General features: G+C 72.4%; 23 protein-coding genes and 1 pseudogene. 12 read left to right on the forward strand and 12 right to left on the reverse strand.

The genetic code is table 11. The annotated features are described in order from the left end of the window. Positions 1 to 20: 20 nt before the first annotated feature. Positions 21 to 356, forward strand: a complete 336-nt coding sequence (locus tag ACMXN5_RS29490; protein WP_380001652.1) for a VOC family protein — start codon at positions 21 to 23, stop codon at positions 354 to 356. Between the two features lie 28 nt (positions 357 to 384). Here ACMXN5_RS29490 and ACMXN5_RS29495 read toward each other — a convergent pair whose 3' ends face one another. Next, positions 385 to 1,596: a serine hydrolase domain-containing protein gene (locus ACMXN5_RS29495; RefSeq protein WP_439677793.1), complete on the reverse strand. Its 1,212-nt coding sequence runs from the start codon at positions 1,594 to 1,596 to the stop codon at positions 385 to 387. 139 nt (positions 1,597 to 1,735) lie between these two features. Continuing rightward, the gene (locus ACMXN5_RS29500) at positions 1,736 to 2,287 is read right to left on the reverse strand and encodes a GNAT family N-acetyltransferase (protein ID WP_439677794.1); all 552 of its coding nucleotides are present in this window, start codon (positions 2,285 to 2,287) and stop codon (positions 1,736 to 1,738) included. A gap of 249 nt (positions 2,288 to 2,536) precedes the next feature. Here ACMXN5_RS29500 and ACMXN5_RS29505 point away from each other — a divergent pair, with 249 nt between their 5' ends. The 4 genes from ACMXN5_RS29505 (at position 2,537) to ACMXN5_RS29520 (ending at position 4,927) form a co-directional block, all read left to right on the forward strand. Beyond that, positions 2,537 to 3,043, forward strand: coding sequence for a methylated-DNA--[protein]-cysteine S-methyltransferase (locus ACMXN5_RS29505; protein WP_439678115.1), 507 nt, complete (start codon positions 2,537 to 2,539; stop codon positions 3,041 to 3,043). After that, positions 3,040 to 3,756 (forward strand): 2OG-Fe(II) oxygenase, encoded by a 717-nt coding sequence (locus tag ACMXN5_RS29510; protein WP_439677795.1) that lies wholly within the window; start codon positions 3,040 to 3,042, stop codon positions 3,754 to 3,756. The genes ACMXN5_RS29505 and ACMXN5_RS29510 overlap by 4 nt, the downstream gene beginning before the upstream one ends. Continuing rightward, the gene (locus ACMXN5_RS29515; RefSeq protein WP_439677796.1) at positions 3,753 to 4,403 is read left to right on the forward strand and encodes a hypothetical protein; all 651 of its coding nucleotides are present in this window, start codon (positions 3,753 to 3,755) and stop codon (positions 4,401 to 4,403) included. Before ACMXN5_RS29510 ends, ACMXN5_RS29515 begins: the two co-directional genes overlap by 4 nt. A 221-nt stretch (positions 4,404 to 4,624) precedes the next feature. Then, positions 4,625 to 4,927 (forward strand): hypothetical protein, encoded by a 303-nt coding sequence (locus ACMXN5_RS29520; protein ID WP_439677797.1) that lies wholly within the window; start codon positions 4,625 to 4,627, stop codon positions 4,925 to 4,927. Positions 4,928 to 4,952: 25 nt separating this feature from the next. On the opposite strand, the gene ACMXN5_RS29525 is transcribed toward ACMXN5_RS29520, so the two are convergent. Further along, positions 4,953 to 5,867 carry a TIGR03620 family F420-dependent LLM class oxidoreductase gene (locus ACMXN5_RS29525; RefSeq protein ID WP_439677798.1) on the reverse strand — a complete coding sequence of 305 codons (915 nt, stop codon included), beginning with the start codon at positions 5,865 to 5,867 and terminating at the stop codon, positions 4,953 to 4,955. A gap of 226 nt (positions 5,868 to 6,093) precedes the next feature. Between ACMXN5_RS29525 and ACMXN5_RS29530 the strand changes: the two genes are divergently transcribed. Both ACMXN5_RS29530 and ACMXN5_RS29535 read left to right on the forward strand, forming a co-directional pair. Then, on the forward strand, positions 6,094 to 6,660 hold the full coding sequence (locus ACMXN5_RS29530) for a TetR/AcrR family transcriptional regulator (RefSeq protein ID WP_439677799.1): 567 nt from the start codon (positions 6,094 to 6,096) through the stop codon (positions 6,658 to 6,660). A gap of 94 nt (positions 6,661 to 6,754) precedes the next feature. Then, on the forward strand, positions 6,755 to 7,237 hold the full coding sequence (locus ACMXN5_RS29535) for an NUDIX domain-containing protein (RefSeq protein WP_439677800.1): 483 nt from the start codon (positions 6,755 to 6,757) through the stop codon (positions 7,235 to 7,237). A gap of 16 nt (positions 7,238 to 7,253) precedes the next feature. Here the strand turns inward: ACMXN5_RS29535 and ACMXN5_RS29540 are convergent, their stop codons facing one another. Continuing rightward, positions 7,254 to 7,859 carry a hypothetical protein gene (locus tag ACMXN5_RS29540; protein ID WP_439677801.1) on the reverse strand — a complete coding sequence of 202 codons (606 nt, stop codon included), beginning with the start codon at positions 7,857 to 7,859 and terminating at the stop codon, positions 7,254 to 7,256. Positions 7,860 to 8,123: 264 nt separating this feature from the next. Here ACMXN5_RS29540 and ACMXN5_RS29545 point away from each other — a divergent pair, with 264 nt between their 5' ends. Then, on the forward strand, positions 8,124 to 8,702 hold the full coding sequence (locus tag ACMXN5_RS29545) for a TetR/AcrR family transcriptional regulator (RefSeq protein ID WP_380028738.1): 579 nt from the start codon (positions 8,124 to 8,126) through the stop codon (positions 8,700 to 8,702). 138 nt (positions 8,703 to 8,840) lie between these two features. Continuing rightward, positions 8,841 to 10,079, forward strand: a complete 1,239-nt coding sequence (locus ACMXN5_RS29550; protein ID WP_439677802.1) for a cytochrome P450 — start codon at positions 8,841 to 8,843, stop codon at positions 10,077 to 10,079. 190 nt (positions 10,080 to 10,269) lie between these two features. Here ACMXN5_RS29550 and ACMXN5_RS29555 read toward each other — a convergent pair whose 3' ends face one another. The 7 genes and pseudogenes from ACMXN5_RS29555 to ACMXN5_RS29585 all read right to left on the reverse strand — a co-directional run bounded on the left by ACMXN5_RS29555 (position 10,270) and on the right by ACMXN5_RS29585 (position 14,643). Next, a complete protein-coding gene (locus ACMXN5_RS29555) occupies positions 10,270 to 10,413 on the reverse strand; it encodes a hypothetical protein (RefSeq protein ID WP_439677803.1) in 144 nt (47 codons plus the stop codon). A 93-nt stretch (positions 10,414 to 10,506) separates the two neighbouring features. Beyond that, positions 10,507 to 10,785, reverse strand: coding sequence for a hypothetical protein (locus ACMXN5_RS29560; protein WP_439677804.1), 279 nt, complete (start codon positions 10,783 to 10,785; stop codon positions 10,507 to 10,509). A gap of 67 nt (positions 10,786 to 10,852) precedes the next feature. Then, a complete protein-coding gene (locus ACMXN5_RS29565) occupies positions 10,853 to 11,383 on the reverse strand; it encodes a flavoprotein (protein ID WP_439677805.1) in 531 nt (176 codons plus the stop codon). Positions 11,384 to 11,437: 54 nt separating this feature from the next. Next, positions 11,438 to 11,800, reverse strand: a pseudogene (locus ACMXN5_RS29570) (NUDIX hydrolase); the annotation flags it as partial. Between the two features lie 371 nt (positions 11,801 to 12,171). Then, positions 12,172 to 13,155 (reverse strand): SDR family oxidoreductase, encoded by a 984-nt coding sequence (locus ACMXN5_RS29575; RefSeq protein ID WP_439677806.1) that lies wholly within the window; start codon positions 13,153 to 13,155, stop codon positions 12,172 to 12,174. A gap of 81 nt (positions 13,156 to 13,236) precedes the next feature. Continuing rightward, positions 13,237 to 13,731, reverse strand: coding sequence for a MarR family winged helix-turn-helix transcriptional regulator (locus ACMXN5_RS29580; RefSeq protein ID WP_439677807.1), 495 nt, complete (start codon positions 13,729 to 13,731; stop codon positions 13,237 to 13,239). Between the two features lie 108 nt (positions 13,732 to 13,839). Then, positions 13,840 to 14,643, reverse strand: coding sequence for an ATP-grasp domain-containing protein (locus tag ACMXN5_RS29585; RefSeq protein WP_439677808.1), 804 nt, complete (start codon positions 14,641 to 14,643; stop codon positions 13,840 to 13,842). Positions 14,644 to 14,717: 74 nt separating this feature from the next. Here ACMXN5_RS29585 and ACMXN5_RS29590 point away from each other — a divergent pair, with 74 nt between their 5' ends. The 3 genes from ACMXN5_RS29590 to ACMXN5_RS29600 all read left to right on the forward strand — a co-directional run bounded on the left by ACMXN5_RS29590 (position 14,718) and on the right by ACMXN5_RS29600 (position 16,275). Further along, a complete protein-coding gene (locus ACMXN5_RS29590) occupies positions 14,718 to 15,551 on the forward strand; it encodes a HipA family kinase (RefSeq protein WP_439677809.1) in 834 nt (277 codons plus the stop codon). Next, positions 15,551 to 15,943, forward strand: a complete 393-nt coding sequence (locus ACMXN5_RS29595) for a DUF3037 domain-containing protein (protein WP_078974045.1) — start codon at positions 15,551 to 15,553, stop codon at positions 15,941 to 15,943. The genes ACMXN5_RS29590 and ACMXN5_RS29595 overlap by 1 nt, the downstream gene beginning before the upstream one ends. 158 nt (positions 15,944 to 16,101) lie before the next feature. Further along, positions 16,102 to 16,275, forward strand: a complete 174-nt coding sequence (locus ACMXN5_RS29600; protein ID WP_160161587.1) for a hypothetical protein — start codon at positions 16,102 to 16,104, stop codon at positions 16,273 to 16,275. 78 nt (positions 16,276 to 16,353) lie between these two features. On the opposite strand, the gene ACMXN5_RS29605 is transcribed toward ACMXN5_RS29600, so the two are convergent. Continuing rightward, the gene (locus ACMXN5_RS29605; RefSeq protein WP_395790119.1) at positions 16,354 to 17,193 is read right to left on the reverse strand and encodes an N-acetylmuramoyl-L-alanine amidase; all 840 of its coding nucleotides are present in this window, start codon (positions 17,191 to 17,193) and stop codon (positions 16,354 to 16,356) included. Positions 17,194 to 17,504 lie beyond the last annotated feature (311 nt).

Below are 17,504 nucleotides of genomic sequence, written 5' to 3' on the forward strand. Positions count from 1 at the left end.
CCGGCTCATATCGTGCGCGCATGGAACTGACACCTCACATGATCACGATCGACTGCGCCGACGCGGGCCGGCTCGCCGCCTGGTGGGCGGACGCGCTGGGCGTGGAGATCGCCCAGGACTTCGGCGAGTTCGTCATGGTGGCGGCCGAGCCGCTGGTCCTCGGCTTCCAGCAGGTGCCGGAGCCGCGGGTCGGCAAGAACCGGCTGCACATCGACTTCTCCGCCCCCGACCGCGTCGCGGCGGTCGACCGGCTGGTCGGGCTCGGCGCCACGGTGGTGGGGGATCGCAGCGCGCCCGGGCTGAACTGGACCACCATGCAGGACCCGGACGGCAACGAGTTCTGCGTCTCGGGGTAGCCCGACGCGCCGCCGGCGGCGCCCGGACTCAGCCCCGGTGCAGGTGGTCCGCCACCGCCCGCAACGCGGTGATGGTTTCCCGGTCCAGGGACTCGTCGTCGGCGGAGGGCCAGGCGCTGGTCTTGACGATGACGACGTCGGCTTCGGGGTCCACGTAGAGGTATTGGCCGAAGACGCCGATGCCGGTGAAGGCGCGCCGCGCGCCGCCGAGGGTCCACCACTGGCTCGAATAGCCGTAGTGCGGTCGGCCGCTCGGGCCGAGTGCGCCGACCGCGATGTGGGGGACATCGCGGCCGCGGCCGCGCGCCACCCACTCCTTCGGCACGATCCGCTCGCCCGCCCACTCGCCGTCGCGGGCCATCAGCAGGCCGATCCGGGCCAGGTCGCGGGTGCTCGCGTTGAGCGAGCCGCCGCCGAGCGCGGTGCGCGGGCGGGCCCGGGTGAGGAAGTAGTAGGCGTCGTCCTCGGTGCCGATCCGGGACCACAGCCGGCTTGCGGCGTAGTCCGCGATCGGCATCCCCGTCGCGCCCTCCAGGACCCACCCCAGCACCTGCGTGTCGATCGTCGAGTAGTTGAACGCGGTGCCCGGCGGGCTCATCCGCGGCAGCGAGCGGATCACGTCCAGGATCGATCCGCCGCCGGTGACCGCGCGTTCGAAGCGGTTGATCGCGCTGTCCGGGACGGTCCAGTCCTCGACCGCGCCCACGCCGCTGCACATGTCCGACACCTGCTCGACGGTGGGCCCCTCGAACGCGGTCCCGGCCAGGTCCGGGCAGTACGTCACGACCGGGTCGTGCAGACTGGTGATCGCGCCCTCGGCCAGCGCGATGCCGACCAGGATCGAGGTCACCGACTTGGTCAGAGAGAACGCCTGGAAGCGCACACCCGGCCCGGCGCAGCGGCCCGGGTAGCTCTCGTGCACGATCGCCCCGCGATGCAGCACCAGGAACGACGTGGTGAAGGTGCGCGCGTGCAGGTCCGCGAGCGGGCGCTCGACCCGGTCGAGGACGTAGGTCGCCTCGATCGACTCGGGCCGCTCCGGCCACGGGGACGGCGTGGCGGCGCGCGGGACGACGGTCTTGGGCATCAGCGCGTGCATGTGGGTGAAGGTCCACTCGTTCACCGGACGCCGCATCATCAGATCGCCCTGATGCCGCCAGAGCCACACCGCCCCGGCCGCGGCCCCGGCCAGGGCCGGCACGGTCCGACCCCAGCGCGGCATACCCGAAGCAGAACCCACGACGCCACTCTCCCTGTTGTGCGCACTCGTATCGGATCGGATCGGATCGCACCGGATCGGACCGGGCGGTGGCCGGAGCCGGCCGCGCATCAGTAGAGCATCGACGCACGGGACGACGCGAGCGGCACGCGCCGGGCGGTCAGACCCGGCCGCGCAGGTAGCGACCCCGGGAGAGTTCGGTGACCAGGACCGGATTTTCGCGGCCCGGGACGACGGTTCGGCGCTCCTCGGTCATGCCGAGCTTCGTCATCACGTTGGCCGAGGCGGCGTTGTCGACGTGGCACACGCTCACCAGGCGCGGGACGCGGGCGTACTCGAACGCGAAGCGCAGCACCTCGACGGCGGCCTCGGTGGCGATGCCGTGACCCCAGTACGGCCGGGCCAGTCGCCAGCCGATCTCGACGGCGGGCAGGATCTCCGGCAGGAACTCCGGTACGGCCAGGCCCGCCCAGCCGACGACCGTGCCGACCGGACCCGGGTCGGGCGTACGCAACTCGATCGCGAACAGGCCGAACCCGCGTGCCTCCCAGTCGCGTTCGTAGCGGGCCAGGGCCGCTGCGCTCTCTTCGGGGGTAAGCGGCAGCCCGCGGCCGACGTAGCGCATCACCTCGGGGTCGGCGTTCATCGCGGTGAGTGCGGGCAGGTCGTCGTCGTGCCAGCGGCGGAGCAGGAGGCGGTCGGTTTCGATCATGGAACCATCGTGCATGATCCGACGGCGGGTCGGGGAACGTATTTTCGGGTTTCCGCAGGCCGCCGGATCGGGCCGCGACGCGACGTTCCCGGGGCCCTCGACGCGACGTGCCTTCGGGCCTCAACGCCATGTCCGATTCCCGCCGGACGGTGCGCCGCGGATCGCGCACAGTGGGTGGTGGAAGCCCCGGTGTCGCACCGGGATCGGTACTCGCGGCCTGCGGCCGCGGTCTTGGCGAAAGGTGCCATGATGACCGTCCACACCACCCTCGACAGCCCGCTCGGCGAGCTGCTGCTGATCGGCGAGGAGCGAGCCGACGGCACGGTCGTGCTGACCTCGCTGTCCGTACCCGGCCAGAAGGGCGGGGCCCGGGTGCCCGCCCACTCGCGGGCCGACGCGACCGTGTTCGCCGAGCCGGTGCGCCAACTCGGTGCCTACTTCGCGGGCGAACTGCGCGACTTCGAGCTGCCGTTGGCCCCGCGCGGCTCGGCCTTCCAGGAGCGGATCTGGGCCGCGGTCGACGAGATCCCGTACGGCACCACGACCACGTACGGTGCGATCGCCGAACGTGTGGGCACCTCGCGGGCGGGCGTTCGCGCGGTGGGCACCGCGATCGGCGCCAACCCGCTGCTGCTGATCCGCCCGTGCCACCGGGTGATCGGCGCGGACGGCGCGCTGCGCGGCTACGCCGGCGGGCTCGACCGCAAGGAGTACCTGCTCGACCACGAGGGCGCGCTGCCGGCGCGGCTGGGGTGAGCGCCGTGGACACCCTCTTCGCCGCCGAACCGGCGACCGGCACCGACCTCGCCGCGCGCCTCGACGAGCACGGCCACGCGCTGACCCACCGGATCCTGGACCCGGACACCTGCCGGGAGATCGCGGATCTGTACGACCGACCCGAACTGTTCCGGGCCACGATCGACATGGCCAGACACCGGTTCGGCGCCGGGCAGTACCGCTACTTCGCCGCACCCGTCCCGGAGCCGATCGCGGCACTGCGCGCGTCCTGCTACCCGCACCTGCTGCCGATCGCCCGCGCGTGGGCGGAACGGCTGGGCCGGCCGGCACCCTGGCCGGACACCCTGGACGAGTGGCTGACGATGTGTCATGCGGCAGGCCAGACCCGGCCGACGCCGATCCTGCTGCGCTACGGGCCGGGGGACTGGAACGCGTTGCACCGCGACCTGTACGGCGATCTGGTCTTCCCGCTGCAGGTGGTGATCGGCCTCGACGAGCCCGGCGTCGACTACACGGGCGGCGAATTCCTGTTGGCCGAACAGCGTTTCCGGGCGCAGTCGCGCGGGACCGCGATCAGCCTGCCGCAGGGGCACGGGCTGGTCTTCACCACCCGGGACCGGCCGATCCGCTCGGCCCGGGGCTGGTCGGCCGCCCCGATCCGGCACGGGGTCAGCACGGTCCACTCCGGCCGGCGCCGCACCCTCGGCCTCGTCTTCCACGACGCGGCGTGAGCGACGTGCGTGCCGTGAACGCCGGTGCCGCCGGCGCGGGTGGCGGGTACACGCTCATCGGGCCGGACGGGCAACCATACCGCAGTGCGACCCCCGGCACCCTGGGCGGAACCACGAACGGCCGGCTGTACGGGCGGCTGGACTGCCGCAGCGCGTTGCGGGCGATCGCGCGCGGCGGCTATGTGGCGAGCCGGGTCTTCTTCGCGACCGAGGCGGACGCGGTGGCGGCGGGGTTCCGGCCCTGCGCGGTGTGCCTGCCGGCCGAGTACGCCCGCTGGAAGGGCTGCCCGCCCGCTCCGCACACCGAGGCGGAACTGGCCGACCTGCTCCGGAAGTTGGCCGGTCGACGCACGCTGGCGATCGGACACGGCCGGGACCGCGCGTCCACCGCCGCCGCACACGCGCTCGCGGCGGCCTGGCCTGGCGAGGTGGTGAGCGTCGTGTCCTGGCCCGAACAGGCCGCCTCGTGGCTGCGCCCGGCACTGCGGTTGACCGCCCAGGCGCCGGACGCCTGGGTGGTGGCGGGCGCGGCGCGGGGGTGGGCGGGGATGCGGGAGCGGTTGGTGCGGAGTACCGATTGGGACCCGGAACGCACGTTTGCGTTCGCGTCGTTGGCGGATGCGATCAGGGACGTGGGAGAGGAGTAGGGCGCGACCACCGGCGTCCTGTCGTACGCTCCGATCATGGCCGAACGCACTTTCGTCCCCGACGACTTCGTGATCCCCCGCCGCCGAGCACGCCGTCCTTCCGGCTGGAACCCCTGGCGGCCCGGCACAACGAGGCCGACCTCGCCGCGTGGACCTCGAGCATCGACCACATCCGCGCCACGCCGGGTTTCGCCGGCCGCCACTGGCCGCCGCCGGAGGGCATGGCCCCGGCGGACAACCTGCGCGACCTGGTCAAGCACACGGACGACTTCGCGCGGCGGGTGGGGTTCACCTATACGGTGCTCGCCGTCGAGGGCGCGGACGGCGCCGGGAGTGCGGAGGGCGTCGAGGACGTCATCGGGTGTGTGTACATCTATCCCGACCGGGACGATCCGTCGATCACCAACGTGCGCTCGTGGGTGCGGGCCGACCGGGCCGACCTCGATGCGCCGCTCCACCACGAGGTGTCCGCGTGGCTCGCCGCCCGGTGGCCCTTCGAGCACGTGGTCTACGCCCCACGGTAGGGGCGCCGGCAAGCGCCCGGCTGGCTCAGGCGAACTCCGGTATCAGCGCCGCCAGTTCGCGCCATTCGTCGAGCGGGATGCGGTCCTGGTCCGGGGTGAGGATCTGGAGACAAACGTGGTCGGCGCCCGCGTCGAGGTGTTCGCGGATGCGCTTGGCGATGGTCTCGGTGTCGCCGATCGCGAACAGGGAGTCGACCACGCGTGTGCCCTCGCCGTCGAGTTCGGCCTGGCTGAAGCCGAGTCGGCGGAGGTTGTTCACCTGGTGCCGGGCGGCCTGGTAGCCGGCCACGAAGCCGCGCGCCACCTCCAGGGCCCGGGTGTGGTCGGCGGTCGGGGAAGGGACCACGGTCAGCGCCACGGACAGGTACGGGTCCGGGCCCATCGTCTCCCGGGCGAGCGCGGTGTGGTCCACCGTGACCAGGTAGGTGTGCGCGCCCCAGGTCCGGCGGCCGGCGAGGGCGAGCATCCCGGGGCCGAGGGCGGCGAGCACGCGGCGGGCGGGGCGCTCGGGCGGGTCGCCGACGAGTACGGCGGCGTCCATCTCGTCGAGGTACGCGCCGACGCCCGCGACGGCGGGGGCGGTGTTCGCCTTGGGCATGCCGGGGATGTCCGCCTGCCCGGCGGCGCGGTGGCCGCCCAGGCCCAGCACGAAGCGGCCCGGATACGCCTCGTTGAGCGTGGCCTCGGCGGCGGCCATCAGGCGCGGGGTGCGCTCGGACATGATCGCGATGCCGGTGGCGACCGGGAGCGTACGCGTGGCCGACAGCAGGAGTTGGGCATGCGTCGTGGCCTCGCGGCCGATGCCCTCGCCGACCCACAGGCCGCCGTAGCCGAGGGCCTCGATCTCGGCGGCGGCGTCGCGTACCGCGCCGGCGGGTCGACCGTCGAACGCGAAGGTCCACAGGCCGAGTCGGCCGAGGGCGGTCTTGTCGTGCGTCATCGGGTTCCGTTTCGGTTCGTCGGGGTGTGCGGGTGGGGCGCGGGCGGCGCCGACGGGGCCTCGTGGCACGGCTCCGCCCAGTGGGCAGGGTTCGGCCTTCAGGCAGGGCACCGCCCTGGGGCACGGCTCCGCCCGGTATTCCGGAGGGGCCCTCCGGTTTGCCTCTTCCACCATATGGAGGCAGGCTCCGTTTGACAATCGTGGTGTCGTTCGAGAGGGAGTGCCGATGAGCCGGCCGATGCGCGCCGATGCGCGGCGCAACTACGAGCGGCTGCTCGCCGAGGCCCGGGTGGTGTTCCGCGAACAGGGCGTCGACGCGTCGCTGGAGGAGTTGGCCCGGCGGGCCGGGGTCGGGATCGGGACGCTGTACCGGCACTTCCCGACGCGCGACGCGCTGGTCGAGGCGGTGGTGCGGGACCGGTACGACGGCCTCACCGCGCGGGCCGAGGCGTTGCGCGACGCCGACGGCGCGCGGGACGCGCTGGCCACGTGGTTGCGGCTGCTGATCGAGGGGGCCGGTACGTTCCGGGGGATGAGCGCGACGCTGATGGCCACACTCGCCGACGAGACGTCGGAGTTGTACGCCTCCTGCCATGCGATGCGCGAGGCCGGCGCCGCTCTGCTCACCCGCGCGCAGGCGGTGGGGGAGGTGCGCGCCGACATCGACACGGACGGGTTGTTCACCCTCGCGCACGGGATCGCGTGGGCGCACGAACAGCGTGAGGTGGACGATCCGGAGCGGTTGCCCCGGCTGCTCGACGTGGTGGTTTTCGGGCTGGCGACGCGCGGCTGAGTACGCGCCGCCCCGGTGGCGGGGTGAACACGCGGGTGGGATGCGCGGCGACCCGCTCGGAGCGCGTGCCGTCGGCTCGGCCAGACTGCGGGGCATGGACAGTCAGGCGATTGGGCGTGCGAAAGACGCGGCGGACGTGCGGATCACCGGCGCCGCGGGGGCGTTGTTCTTCGATGCCGAGGGGCGGGTGCTGCTCGTCGAGCCGGACTACAAGCCGGGGTTGGAGTTTCCCGGCGGGATCCTGGAACCGGGGGAGTCGCCGTGGGAGGGCTGCGTCCGGGAGGTGCGCGAGGAGTTGGGGCTCGTGCTCGACGGTGCGCCGAACCTGCTCGTGGCGCAATGGGTGGCGCCGGCGGGCGGGCATCGCGGCGGTATGCGCTGGCTGTTCGACGGGGGTGTGTTGACGGCCGAGCGGATCGGGGAAATCCGGCTCCAAGCCGACGAGTTGCGGGCGTGGCACCTGCTGACGCCGGATCAGGGCGCGGCGGCGATGCCGGCGGGGCGGGCCGCGCGACTGCGGGCGGCGCTGCGGGCGCGGGCCAGTGGTGGGGGGATGTACGTCGAGGGCGTGGAGTGAATCGGGCGGGCGTGGGCTAGCGGTGCGTGTCGCCGCCGGTCACGGCCGCCGTCAGCGCTTCGACGAGCGGGATCGGTGGGGCGTCCGCCGCCGTCGGGTACACCAGCAGGGTGCCGTCGGCCGCGACGGCGAAGCGGCCGCCCAACCGGCCCTCGCGGGCGGCCTCCTCCGGGTCGAGGGGGATGGGCGGGCCCTCGTCGAGGATGAGGGTGTCCGGGGTCAGGCCGGCGCGCAGTACGGCCGCCTCCAGGGTCCTGGCCCGGCCCGGATGCGATGTGCGCAGCCAGATCTGCCGGGCCGGGAACGGGTCGCGCTCCAGGAACGGGCGACCCGCGTGGTCGAGCGAGAACAGGTCCCGGACCGGTCGGCGGTGGGCCACGACGGTCGGTCGGCGGCCGGTGAGTCGCGAGCGTATTCCGGGCGGCGGGTAGCCGAGTACGGGTAGTGCCGCGATGCCCCGGCGGTCGAACTCGGCGGCCGTCGCGGCCAGCAGCGCCTCGACGCGCTCGGCGATCGCTGCCCAGTCGGCGGGTCGACGTGCGGGCGAGGTCGGGCCGGTGCCGGATGCCGGACCGGCCGACCGCCGCCGCTCGGCCTCGATGCGGGCCTCGAAGTCGCTCATGGCGGCAACCTACCGGCACGTCGTGTGCGGCGGGGCGCTTCGGGTGGGCGGGTGCGGTCGAGGCGTGATCGGCGGGTGCTCGGGTCGCGGTCGACGCGTGATCACCACACCGGCCCGATCGTCAGCCCGTCCGGGTTCGCTCCTGGCCGATCGGCAAGCCGATTCCCTTGCGAACAACCGCTCCGAGATCAAAATTGACGGTCCATCAGCCTTGTCGATTGGCAAAGGTCGACGTATGTTCATGGCCAACAGGAAGGGGGACCCGTGGCGATTCCGGCACCGGAGGACACCTACGACCGGGTGCTCCTGGCGGCAGAGGAGCTGTTCGGCGAACACGGCTTCGCCGGCACCTCGCTGCAGGCCATCGCCGACCGTGTCGGGGTGACCAAGGCGGCCCTGTACTACCACTTCCGGACCAAGGACGAACTGCTCGACGCCCTGCTGCGCCCGGCCCTGAACGATCTGGACCGGGTGTTGGAGGTCGCCGAGAGCAGGCGCGGCACCACCGCTCGCCAACGCCTGCTGTTCGAGGGCTACGTCGACTTCCTCATCCGGTATCGCACCCTCGCCGTCATCCTCGACCGGGACGTCGCGATAGGCCGCCATCCCGCCATTCAGCCCCGGCTCGCCTCGATCACCGCGCGGGTGCGCGAAGTCCTCGACGACGTCGACGATTCGATCGAATACCGCGTGTCGACGGCGGTGGCGATGGGTGGCATCTACTCCGCCGTCGCCGCCTTCCCCGAACTGCCCGACGACGAGCTGGGCCGCATCCTGCGCGGTGTGGTCCGCAAGCTCCTGGGCCCGCGCCGCAGGGCGCCGGGCCCGGTCGCCGGGGTCTGACCGAGCACGCGCTCACCGCACGACCGCACGACCCCGCCACCGCTTCACGGCACCACCGCTCCACCGCGACGTTCGGCACCCGTCCCCGGCCGGATCCCGCGGCGACCTCGCACACCCTCCGGCAACGGGAGTTCCACCATGACGTGTCCGGTCCTCGACCACGGCTTCGACCCCACCGACCCCGACCTGTACACCACGCGCATCCCGCTCGACGAGTTCGCGCTGCTGCGCAAGACGTCCCCGGTGGTGTGGGTCCCGCAGACGCCCGAGGTGTCCAACTTCGGCGACGACGGCTACTGGCTGGTCACCCGGCACGCGGACGTCAAGGAGGTCTCCACCAAGCCGGAGATCTACTCGACGAACAAGAACACCGCGATCATCCGCTTCGCCGAGGGCATGGACATGTCCAACATCGACGCGCAGAAGCTCATCATGATCAACATAGACCCGCCGGAGCACACCCGGCTGCGCAGCATCGTCCAGCGCGGCTTCACGCCCCGGGCGATCAACGCCCTCCAGGCCGCACTGACCGAACGCGCCGCGCAGATCGTGGCGGACGCCAAGGCCAAGGGCTCGGGCGACTTCGTCACCGAGGTCGCCTGCGAACTGCCCCTACAGGCGATCGCGGAACTGATCGGCGTACCGCAGGAGGACCGCCGGAAGATCTTCGAGTGGTCGAACAAGATGCTCGGCTACGACGACCCCGAGTACGCGGAGTCGCAGGAGGCGGGCGCGCAGGCCGCCGCCGAGCTGATGCTGTACTCGATGGGCATGGCCGAGGAGCGCAAGGCGTGCCCGGCGCAGGACATCGTCACCCGGCTGATCACCGCCGAGTCCGACGGCAGCCTGTCCTCCGACGAATTCGGCTTCTTCGTCCTGCTGTTGGCCGTGGCCGGCAACGAGACCACGCGCAACGCGATCACGCACGGGATGCTGGCGTTCTTCGACAACCCCGACCAGTGGGAGCTGTACAAGGCGGAGCGCCCGGAGACCACGGCGGACGAGATCGTGCGCTACTCCTCGCCGGTGATGTCCTTCCAGCGCACCGCCACGCAGGACACCGTGCTCGGCGGCCAGGAGATCAAGGCGGGCCAGCGGGTCGGCATCTTCTACAGCTCGGCCAACTTCGACGCGGACGTGTTCGAGAACCCGACGAAGTTCGACATCACCCGCAGCCCCAACCCGCACCTGGGCTTCGGCGGCGGCGGCCCGCACTTCTGCCTCGGCGCCTCGCTCGCGCGCATGGAGATCAACCTGATGTTCAACGCCATCGCCGACGCGATGCCCGACATCACCAAGGCCGCCGACGCGAGGCGCCTCCGCCACGCCTGGATCAACGGCATCAAGGAACTCCAGGTCCACTACACGACCAAGTAACCGCCCAGGACTCGGCCGAGGGCCACCGGAACCCGCCTCCGACCCGGCCGAACATGGCAGGCGCCGCCCGCTCCCGGGAGCAGCGGGCGGCGCCTTCCCGCGCCCGCGCGCCCGTCGTCATCCGCGCAAAGCCGCCCGCCGGGCCCGAACCACCGAGCCGGTGGGCGCGGCCGGTGTCCGGCGGTGCGGGTCAGTATCCGCGGACGTGGAGCATGGTGACGACGAGGACGCCGGAGCTGACCTCGTACTCGGTGATCACCCCGGCGAGGACGGCGGTGCGCCGGTCCGGGTTGTTGCGTATGGCGTCGCCGTGCGTGCGCGGGGAGTAGGACATGGCGTCGACGGCCCGGTCGAATGCTTGCCGGGTTCCGGCGGACAGGGCCTTGTAGCCGGTCAGCGCGGCGTCGGTGTACTGGACCCGGTTTGGTCACGTCTCACCTGCCGGCGTGCCGTCGGCGTTGAACAGGCCGGTGTTGTCGCCTGCGGCGACTCGGGTCGCGATGGCGTCGTCGTGGGCGCGCATCTCGGGTGTCTTGGCCCAGGCGGAGGCGACGGCGGGGAGGTTGTCGATGTGGGCGTGGGCGATGTCGCGGTCGAACTGGGCGCGTTCGTGTTCGGGGAGGGCGCTGCGAATGTCGTGAAGGGTTCCGGGCAGCTCGATGGTCCGGCCGTTGTGATGGGCGTGGATGACGGGTCGGTCGCTCATGCGCTCCAGAGTGGCAGCGCCGCGGTCGTGATCGGTCGCCGGCGCACCCGGGTGGAGCCCGCGCCGGTTATGCGCCTGGGGCGACGGTGGGTAGGCGACTGGTTACCGTGGACCAGTCGCGTTTGTCGTGGCCGTCGAGCGGTGCGCCGTCCTTGGCGAGGATCACGTCGACACCGCAGGCGCGCAGGGTGTCCAGGCTCCGGGTGGCGGCCGGATGCGCAGCCAGGGCGCTCTTGAACCAGGGTACGGCGACCACCGGGATGCCTGCGCCAAGCGCCTCGTTCAGGGTGCCGAGGGCGACGTTGTCGGAGATGCCGAGCGCCCATTTGTTCAGGCTGTTGAACGTCAACGGACAGGCGAGCAGGGCATCCGCAGCCGGGAACGGCCGCGGATCGTCGGGCCCGCGCTCGCGGGCGCGCACCGGGCGCCCGGCAAGGGCGGCCAAGTCGTCGAGGCCCGCGTCGAGCCATGCCGCAGCGGTCGGGGTGAGCGTGACACACGTGTCCCAGGCGCCCTCGCGCAGGGCGAGGACCAGACTCCTGAGCTCGCGCAGCGCAGGAGCAGCCCCGGCCACGACGTACAGCACACGATGCGTCATGCGGGAAGCCTAGGTGCGCCTCACGGCTTCCACCGCCACCGCCTCGGGCCGGCGTCACAGTCCACGGCGCCGGTGCAGCATGAGCAGCGCGGCCACGGCGTTGGCGGAACGAATCTCCCCGCGCGCGATCAGGTCCGGCACTTCTTTCAGTGGCACCCACTCGACCCGATCCGACTCGAACGCGTCCTCGGGCTCACCGACATGCTCGCCGCTGTCCGACCAGTAGACGTGGTGAACGGCATTCGAGAGACCATTCGAAGGCTCGACGCTGAGCAGGTGGCGAAGCGGGCCCGGCCGCCAACCGGTCTCCTCCAACATTTCCCGCGCGGCGGCTTCCTCGACCGCCTCGCCCACCTGTTCCTCGACGACCCCGGCGGCTAGTTCCCAGCCCCAGGTGTCGGTGATGAACCGATGGCGCCGCGGCGTTGACCAGGCCGGACAGGTCGCCGGATCGGATCCGGGCAGCGTCGGCGTCGATGCGGGCGCGGGTCTCGGGGGGCGTGGCTCGCTGGGCCGCGATGGCGGCGACCTGCCGAGGCGGGGTGTTTTCGATCTCCTCGTCGAACGCGGCGCGCCGGTCTTCGGGGAGGGCCGCGCGGATGGCCGCGAGGGTGCCGGGAAGGGTGACAGGTTCGCTGAGTGGGGATCGGTAGCCGGCGCACAAGGGCTGTGGGCACACCGCAAGGTGCGCCGGGGTATGTACCAACGCTTCGGCTCGGGGCGCGGGGTGGGCTCGCGAAACCCCGGGGGCGCCGTCGGGTCCGGGTTGCCGACGGCGCCTTGGCCTGTCAGGACTTGAGGAGTTCGGCTTCCTTTTCCGGGGGCAGGCCGACCACCGGGCGGTCGGGGCGTTGGGGGGCCACTCCGCCCAGGGCGCGGAGCCAGGTCCAGGTGTCGGCCACGGTTTCCGCTGTCGGGCGGATGCGGAGGCCGGCGGCCAGGGCCTTGCTCACGTCGCGGCGGTGGATGCTGTTGTAGTCCTCGCCCGGCGGGACCCACACCGGCAGTTCGATCCACGGCTGGACGCCGGTGGCCAGGATCGTCTCCGGGTCGATCCAGCGCAGTTCGGCGGTGGAGCCGGTGACCCGCACGCACAGGTCGAGCAGTTCGCCCATCGTGGTGTGGCCCGTCGGCGAGATCAGGTTGTACGGGCCGCTCAGGCCCGCCTCGGCGGCGTGCACCGACCACTCGGCCAGGTCGCGCGCGTCGATGAACTGCAGCGGGGACTCGCGCGGGCCGGGTGCGACCACCGGGCCGCCCCGGGCGATCCGGTTGAGCCACCACGGGAGGCGGCCGATGTTCTCGCGCGGGCCCAGGATCAGGCCGGCGCGCGCGTGCACGTACCGATCGCCGAAGGCCCGCTCGATGGCGACCTCGGCGCCGCGCTTGGCGATCGGGTACGCCACGTCGCCGTCGTCGGGCGAACCCTCGACCAACGGCGCCTCCTCGCCCGCCCCGGGGGCCGTCGGCTCCGCGTACACCGAGCACGTGGAGATGTACACATAGCGCCCGACCCGGTCGGCCAGCAGGTCGGCCGTGTCCCGCACCGCCCTGGGCGCGGCACTCCAGGTGTCCAGGACCACGTCCCACTCACCGTCGGCCAGCGCCGCCAGACCGCCCTCGACGGTGCGATCGCCGACCAACGGGCTTACCTCGGGCGGGAGTTCGTACCGACCTCGGTTGAATACGGTGACGTCCCATCCCCTGGCGAGCGCGGCGTCGGTCAGGGCCCGGCCGACGAATTCGGAACCACCCAGGATCAAAGTTCTCATGATCAGACTCTGCCCGCGTACGGCCGCCACGGGAAGGACCCTCTGCTCTCGGCAGAATCACCCGAGCCCCCGCACCCCCACTCACCGCGCCGACCCGCGCGCGCACGGATGCCCCGCCCCGTCCCGGTCCGCCGACTCCTGCTCGGCCAGTTCCCGATCCAGCAGGCGCAACAGCCGCAGCAGCTCGGCCCGGTCCGCCTCGCCGAGCCGGTCGAACACGGCCGCCCCCGCGCCCTGACGAATCGCCCGGATCCGACGCACCTCGGCGCGCCCCTGCTCCGTCGGCTCCACCAACGTCGCCCGCCGATCCACCGCCGAGGCGCTGCGCCGGACCAATCCGCGCGCCGCCAGGTCGTCCACCACCGTCGTCGCCGAGCGCGGCACGATCTCCAGGCGCGCGGCGAGGTCCGCCATCCGCAGCGGCTCACCGGCGTGCACGAGCACCTTCATCGCGTGCGCCTGGGCGGGGGTCAGGCCCAACGGGGCGAGTTCGCGGCCGGCGCGGATCCGGATGCGCTTGGCCAGGCGCATGAACAGGTCGCCGATCGGCGCCGAGCTGGATTCCGGCGAACTCACGCGTGTCACGTCCCGAGGAGCGGGGATCCTGATGGACCCGGGTACACCCATTGTCTCCGGACCCGTCGCCCGGCCCTCATCCCCGTGTCGCCCGCCGGCCCCGAACCGTCACCCCCGGTCCCGAACGACGGGGGCGTGCCGGACAAACGCCGCGTCCCGCGCCGCGAGTTCCCGGCGCGGCCCACCGGCGCGCAGCACCACGTCCAGCACCCGGTCGATCTCGCACGCGTAGCCCCCCGAGGCCCAGGCCGCGTTGGCCTCGACGACCGCCCAGCCCGCGTCGGTGCTCCCCACGTCCACCACGATCGCCGAGGGCAGGTCCGCCCCGGCCGCCGCCAGCACGTCGGCGCCGAACGCGAGCGCGTCCGGACCGCGCCGGCACGCCGCGATGGGCGCGATGTCGAGGTCGCCGTCGACGGCGTACCGCGACGCCGCGTGCACCGCCCCGTCCAGGCAGAACAGCCGGTATTCCGCCCGGAACACGACGGTCTCGCTGAGCAGCACGGCGGTGTCCGGGTCCGCCGCGTCGCTGCCCGGCAGTTGGGTGCCGTCCCGGTACACCCGGGCCGGGAACGACTTGTCGTTCGGCGGCTTGACGAACATCGGCCGACGCAGCGTCCACGCGTGCGCCAACGTGGTCGCGGTGATCTCCCGCCGGGTCAGCTCGACCGGCAGCCGCGCCAACCAGTCCTCCGGCGCCTCCAGCAGACCCAGGTCCAGATCACGCGCGGTCGCGTCGGCGAACAGCGGCCCCGCGTACAGGTGCGCCCGCGTGCCCATCAGGTCGGCCGGCGCCTGCCAGGTGTGCAGGCGGCGTACCGGCAGGTCGCGGCGGTGGGCGGCGCTCGCCAGGGCTCGGTCGGTGTCGGTGCTGCGCGGGGACAGGACCAGGACGCGGTCGGTGTGGGTCATCGGCCCAGGGTGTCGGGGACGGGCGCGGCGGGGCGAGTGTTTTTCGGCGTCGAGGGCGTGGCATTGTTTCGGGCATGCTTCCCCTGGTCCATGCCATTCGTTACGTCACGCCCATGCGTGAGGGCGGCTCGTTGCCCGGGCTCGTCGAGGCCGACGACCTCGGTACGTACGTCGTCAAGTTCCGCAGTGCCGGGCAGGGGCCCAAGGTGCTGGTCGCCGAGGTCGTGGTGGGCGAACTGGCGCGTCGGCTCGGGCTGCCGGTGCCGGCGCTGGTCCGGGTCGAGGTGGATCCGGTGATCGCGCGCGGCGAACCGGACCAGGAGGTCCAGGAACTGGTGCAGGCCAGCGCCGGGCTGAACCTCGGGATGGACTTCCTGCCGGGCTCGGCCGACTTCACCCCCGCCACCTGGGAGCCGGATCCCGAACTGGCCGCGCGCGTGTTGTGGCTGGACGCGTTCACCTCGAACGTGGACCGTTCCTGGCGCAACCCGAACCTGCTGGTCTGGCACGGCCGGTTGTGGCTGATCGACCACGGCGCCTCGTTGTGGTTCCACCACGCGTGGCAGGCCGCCGCGTCCGCCGCCACACGCCCGTTCGACGCGAGCGACCACGTGTTGGCCGCGCTCGGCGGACCGGGCCTGCTCAAGGCCGACGCCGAGCTGGCCCCCAGGATCACCCGCGAGCTGCTGACCGAGGTGCTGGCGCTGGTCCCGGACGAGTGGCTGGAACCGGGCGACGCGGAGCGGGCGCTCGGCCTGGACCGTCCCGGCGCGCTGCGCGAGGCGTACATCGCACACCTGCTGGCCCGCGCCGCCGCCCCGCGCGCGTGGTTGCCGGAGGTCGCGCCCGAGGTGTCCGCGCGCCAGGGCGCCGCGCAGCCGTCGAACCGTCCGGATTGGCTCAAGTGATGACGATGGCCGTGCAGCGGGAGTTCTTCGAGTACTCGATCATCCGGCTGGTGCCGCGCGTGGAGCGCGGGGAGTGTCTGAATGTCGGGGTGGCCCTGTACAGCCAGGCCTTCGACTTCCTGGGCGCGCGTACGCACGTCGAGCAGTCCAGGCTGTGCGCGCTCGACCCGGAGGCCGACCCGACCCAGGCGAGGGCGGTACTGGCCGCGTGGGAGCTGGTGTGCGCGGGCAGCGAGTCGGCCGGCGCGCCGGGCGCGGAGCCCCTCGGCCGGCGCTTTCGCTGGCTGACCGCGCCGCGCAGCACGATCGTGCAACCGGGCCCGGTACACGGCGGGTTGACCGCGAATCCGGCGGCGGACCTGGATCGGCTGTTCGATCTCCTGGTGTTGTGACGGGTGCGGCCATTCGGGTTGTGACGGGTGCGGCCACCCCCGGGTGCCGACCCGCACGCTGCGCGTTTGCGACCGGTCGTGATCTGTCGGTGGTCGAACGCGCTGCGCTACCGTGGCTCGCACGGGTGCGTTCCCGGACTCCGACGGAGGAGGCGACGATGATCCGTACCTACGGTCCGCAGAGTCGCGGCATGGTGGTCTGCACGCTCGTACTGCTGACCATTCTCGGCCTGTACAGCGCGGTCTACGAAGCGGTCGCGTGGACGTGGCTGGTGTGGTCGCTCCTGGCGATAGTCACCGGCCTGCTCGTGGCCACCGATCGGGGCGTATAGCGACGCCGATCGGGGCGTAGGGCGCCGCGCTCCGGGCCCGGCGGACTCGTGGAGCGCGGCTCGCGGCTCGCGGATCGCTCACGCCACCGTGAACCCGTGCCGGTCGCCCAGCCGGGACAGCGAGCGGCGGCCCGGGATGCCGTCGGCGTCGGCGCCGCTGTAGCCGAGCCTGCGCTGCCACTCCGCGTACGCCCGCACGGTCGCGGTGCCGTAGTGCCCGTCGGCCAGGCCCTCGGCCAGCAACCCCTCCGCGACCAGCGCGTTCTCGACCATGCGTGTCCCCATGTAGGTGACGGGCGTCCCGGCCCGCTCCGGGTCCGAACGCGCCGCCGCGACCAGTTCGGCCAGGTCCACGGCGGGCCGCTGGGCCGGGATGTCGACGGCCGGGCCGCCCGTGGCGGCGGCCACGATCCCGGGGAAGACCAGCTCGGTGAACTGTCGCACCCGCGCATCGCCGGGGCAGGCGGTGCCGCCCAGCGACCACTGGGCGAACATGCGGTGGTAGCCGTAGCCCGGGTCGTCCCAGGTGCGGCACACCCGCAGCGGCAGTCCGTGCCGTTCATGCAGCCAGACGCCGAGCCGGATCAGGCTCGCGATCTGGGCGTCGGTCCACGGGTCGGTGTGCTCCAGGTTGCTTGCGCTCTCGCAGCTGACCGCTCCGGTGCCGTCGGCCCGCCGGTTCGCCGACGCGTTGGCGTCGGCGCGGGTCTCGGTGCCGATGAACTGGAACAGACCCCCGTCGTACGCGCAGCCGAAGTGCGACTCCAGGTTGGTCGAGTCGCGCCAGTACTCGTACATCCGTTCCCCGGACCACGGCGCGGCGATCGAGTGAAGGATCAGCTGGGTGGGGCGGATGCCGGGTTGGGAGTCGGATTCGGGTTGTAGTTCACGTTTGGTGGCTCCGGAGTACCAGGCCATGGCGGTCCCCCTGGGATCGACTGCGGGAAAGTCGCGAATGACCATGGTCGCGACGCTTCGCCCGGTTTTAGTCGATCTTCCGGAAATTCGGGTCAACCGTCCCTGATTCGTTGATAATGCCCCCCGGCGGGAGCCGCCCCGGGGCCGGCTCGATTCGTGTCCCGCGCCGGCCGAAGATGCCGACCGCGGGCGTTTGACTTCGGCTGATATCAGGGTGTTTCGCAGGATTTGCGGCGCGGGGTCGGTTACCGGTCGGTTGTCGGGTCTCCACAAGTATTAGGACGTCCTCTTTATCGGTGTCGATACCCCGG

The organism is Embleya australiensis (assembly GCF_051903075.1).
Classification (GTDB): Bacteria; Actinomycetota; Actinomycetes; order Streptomycetales; family Streptomycetaceae; genus Embleya.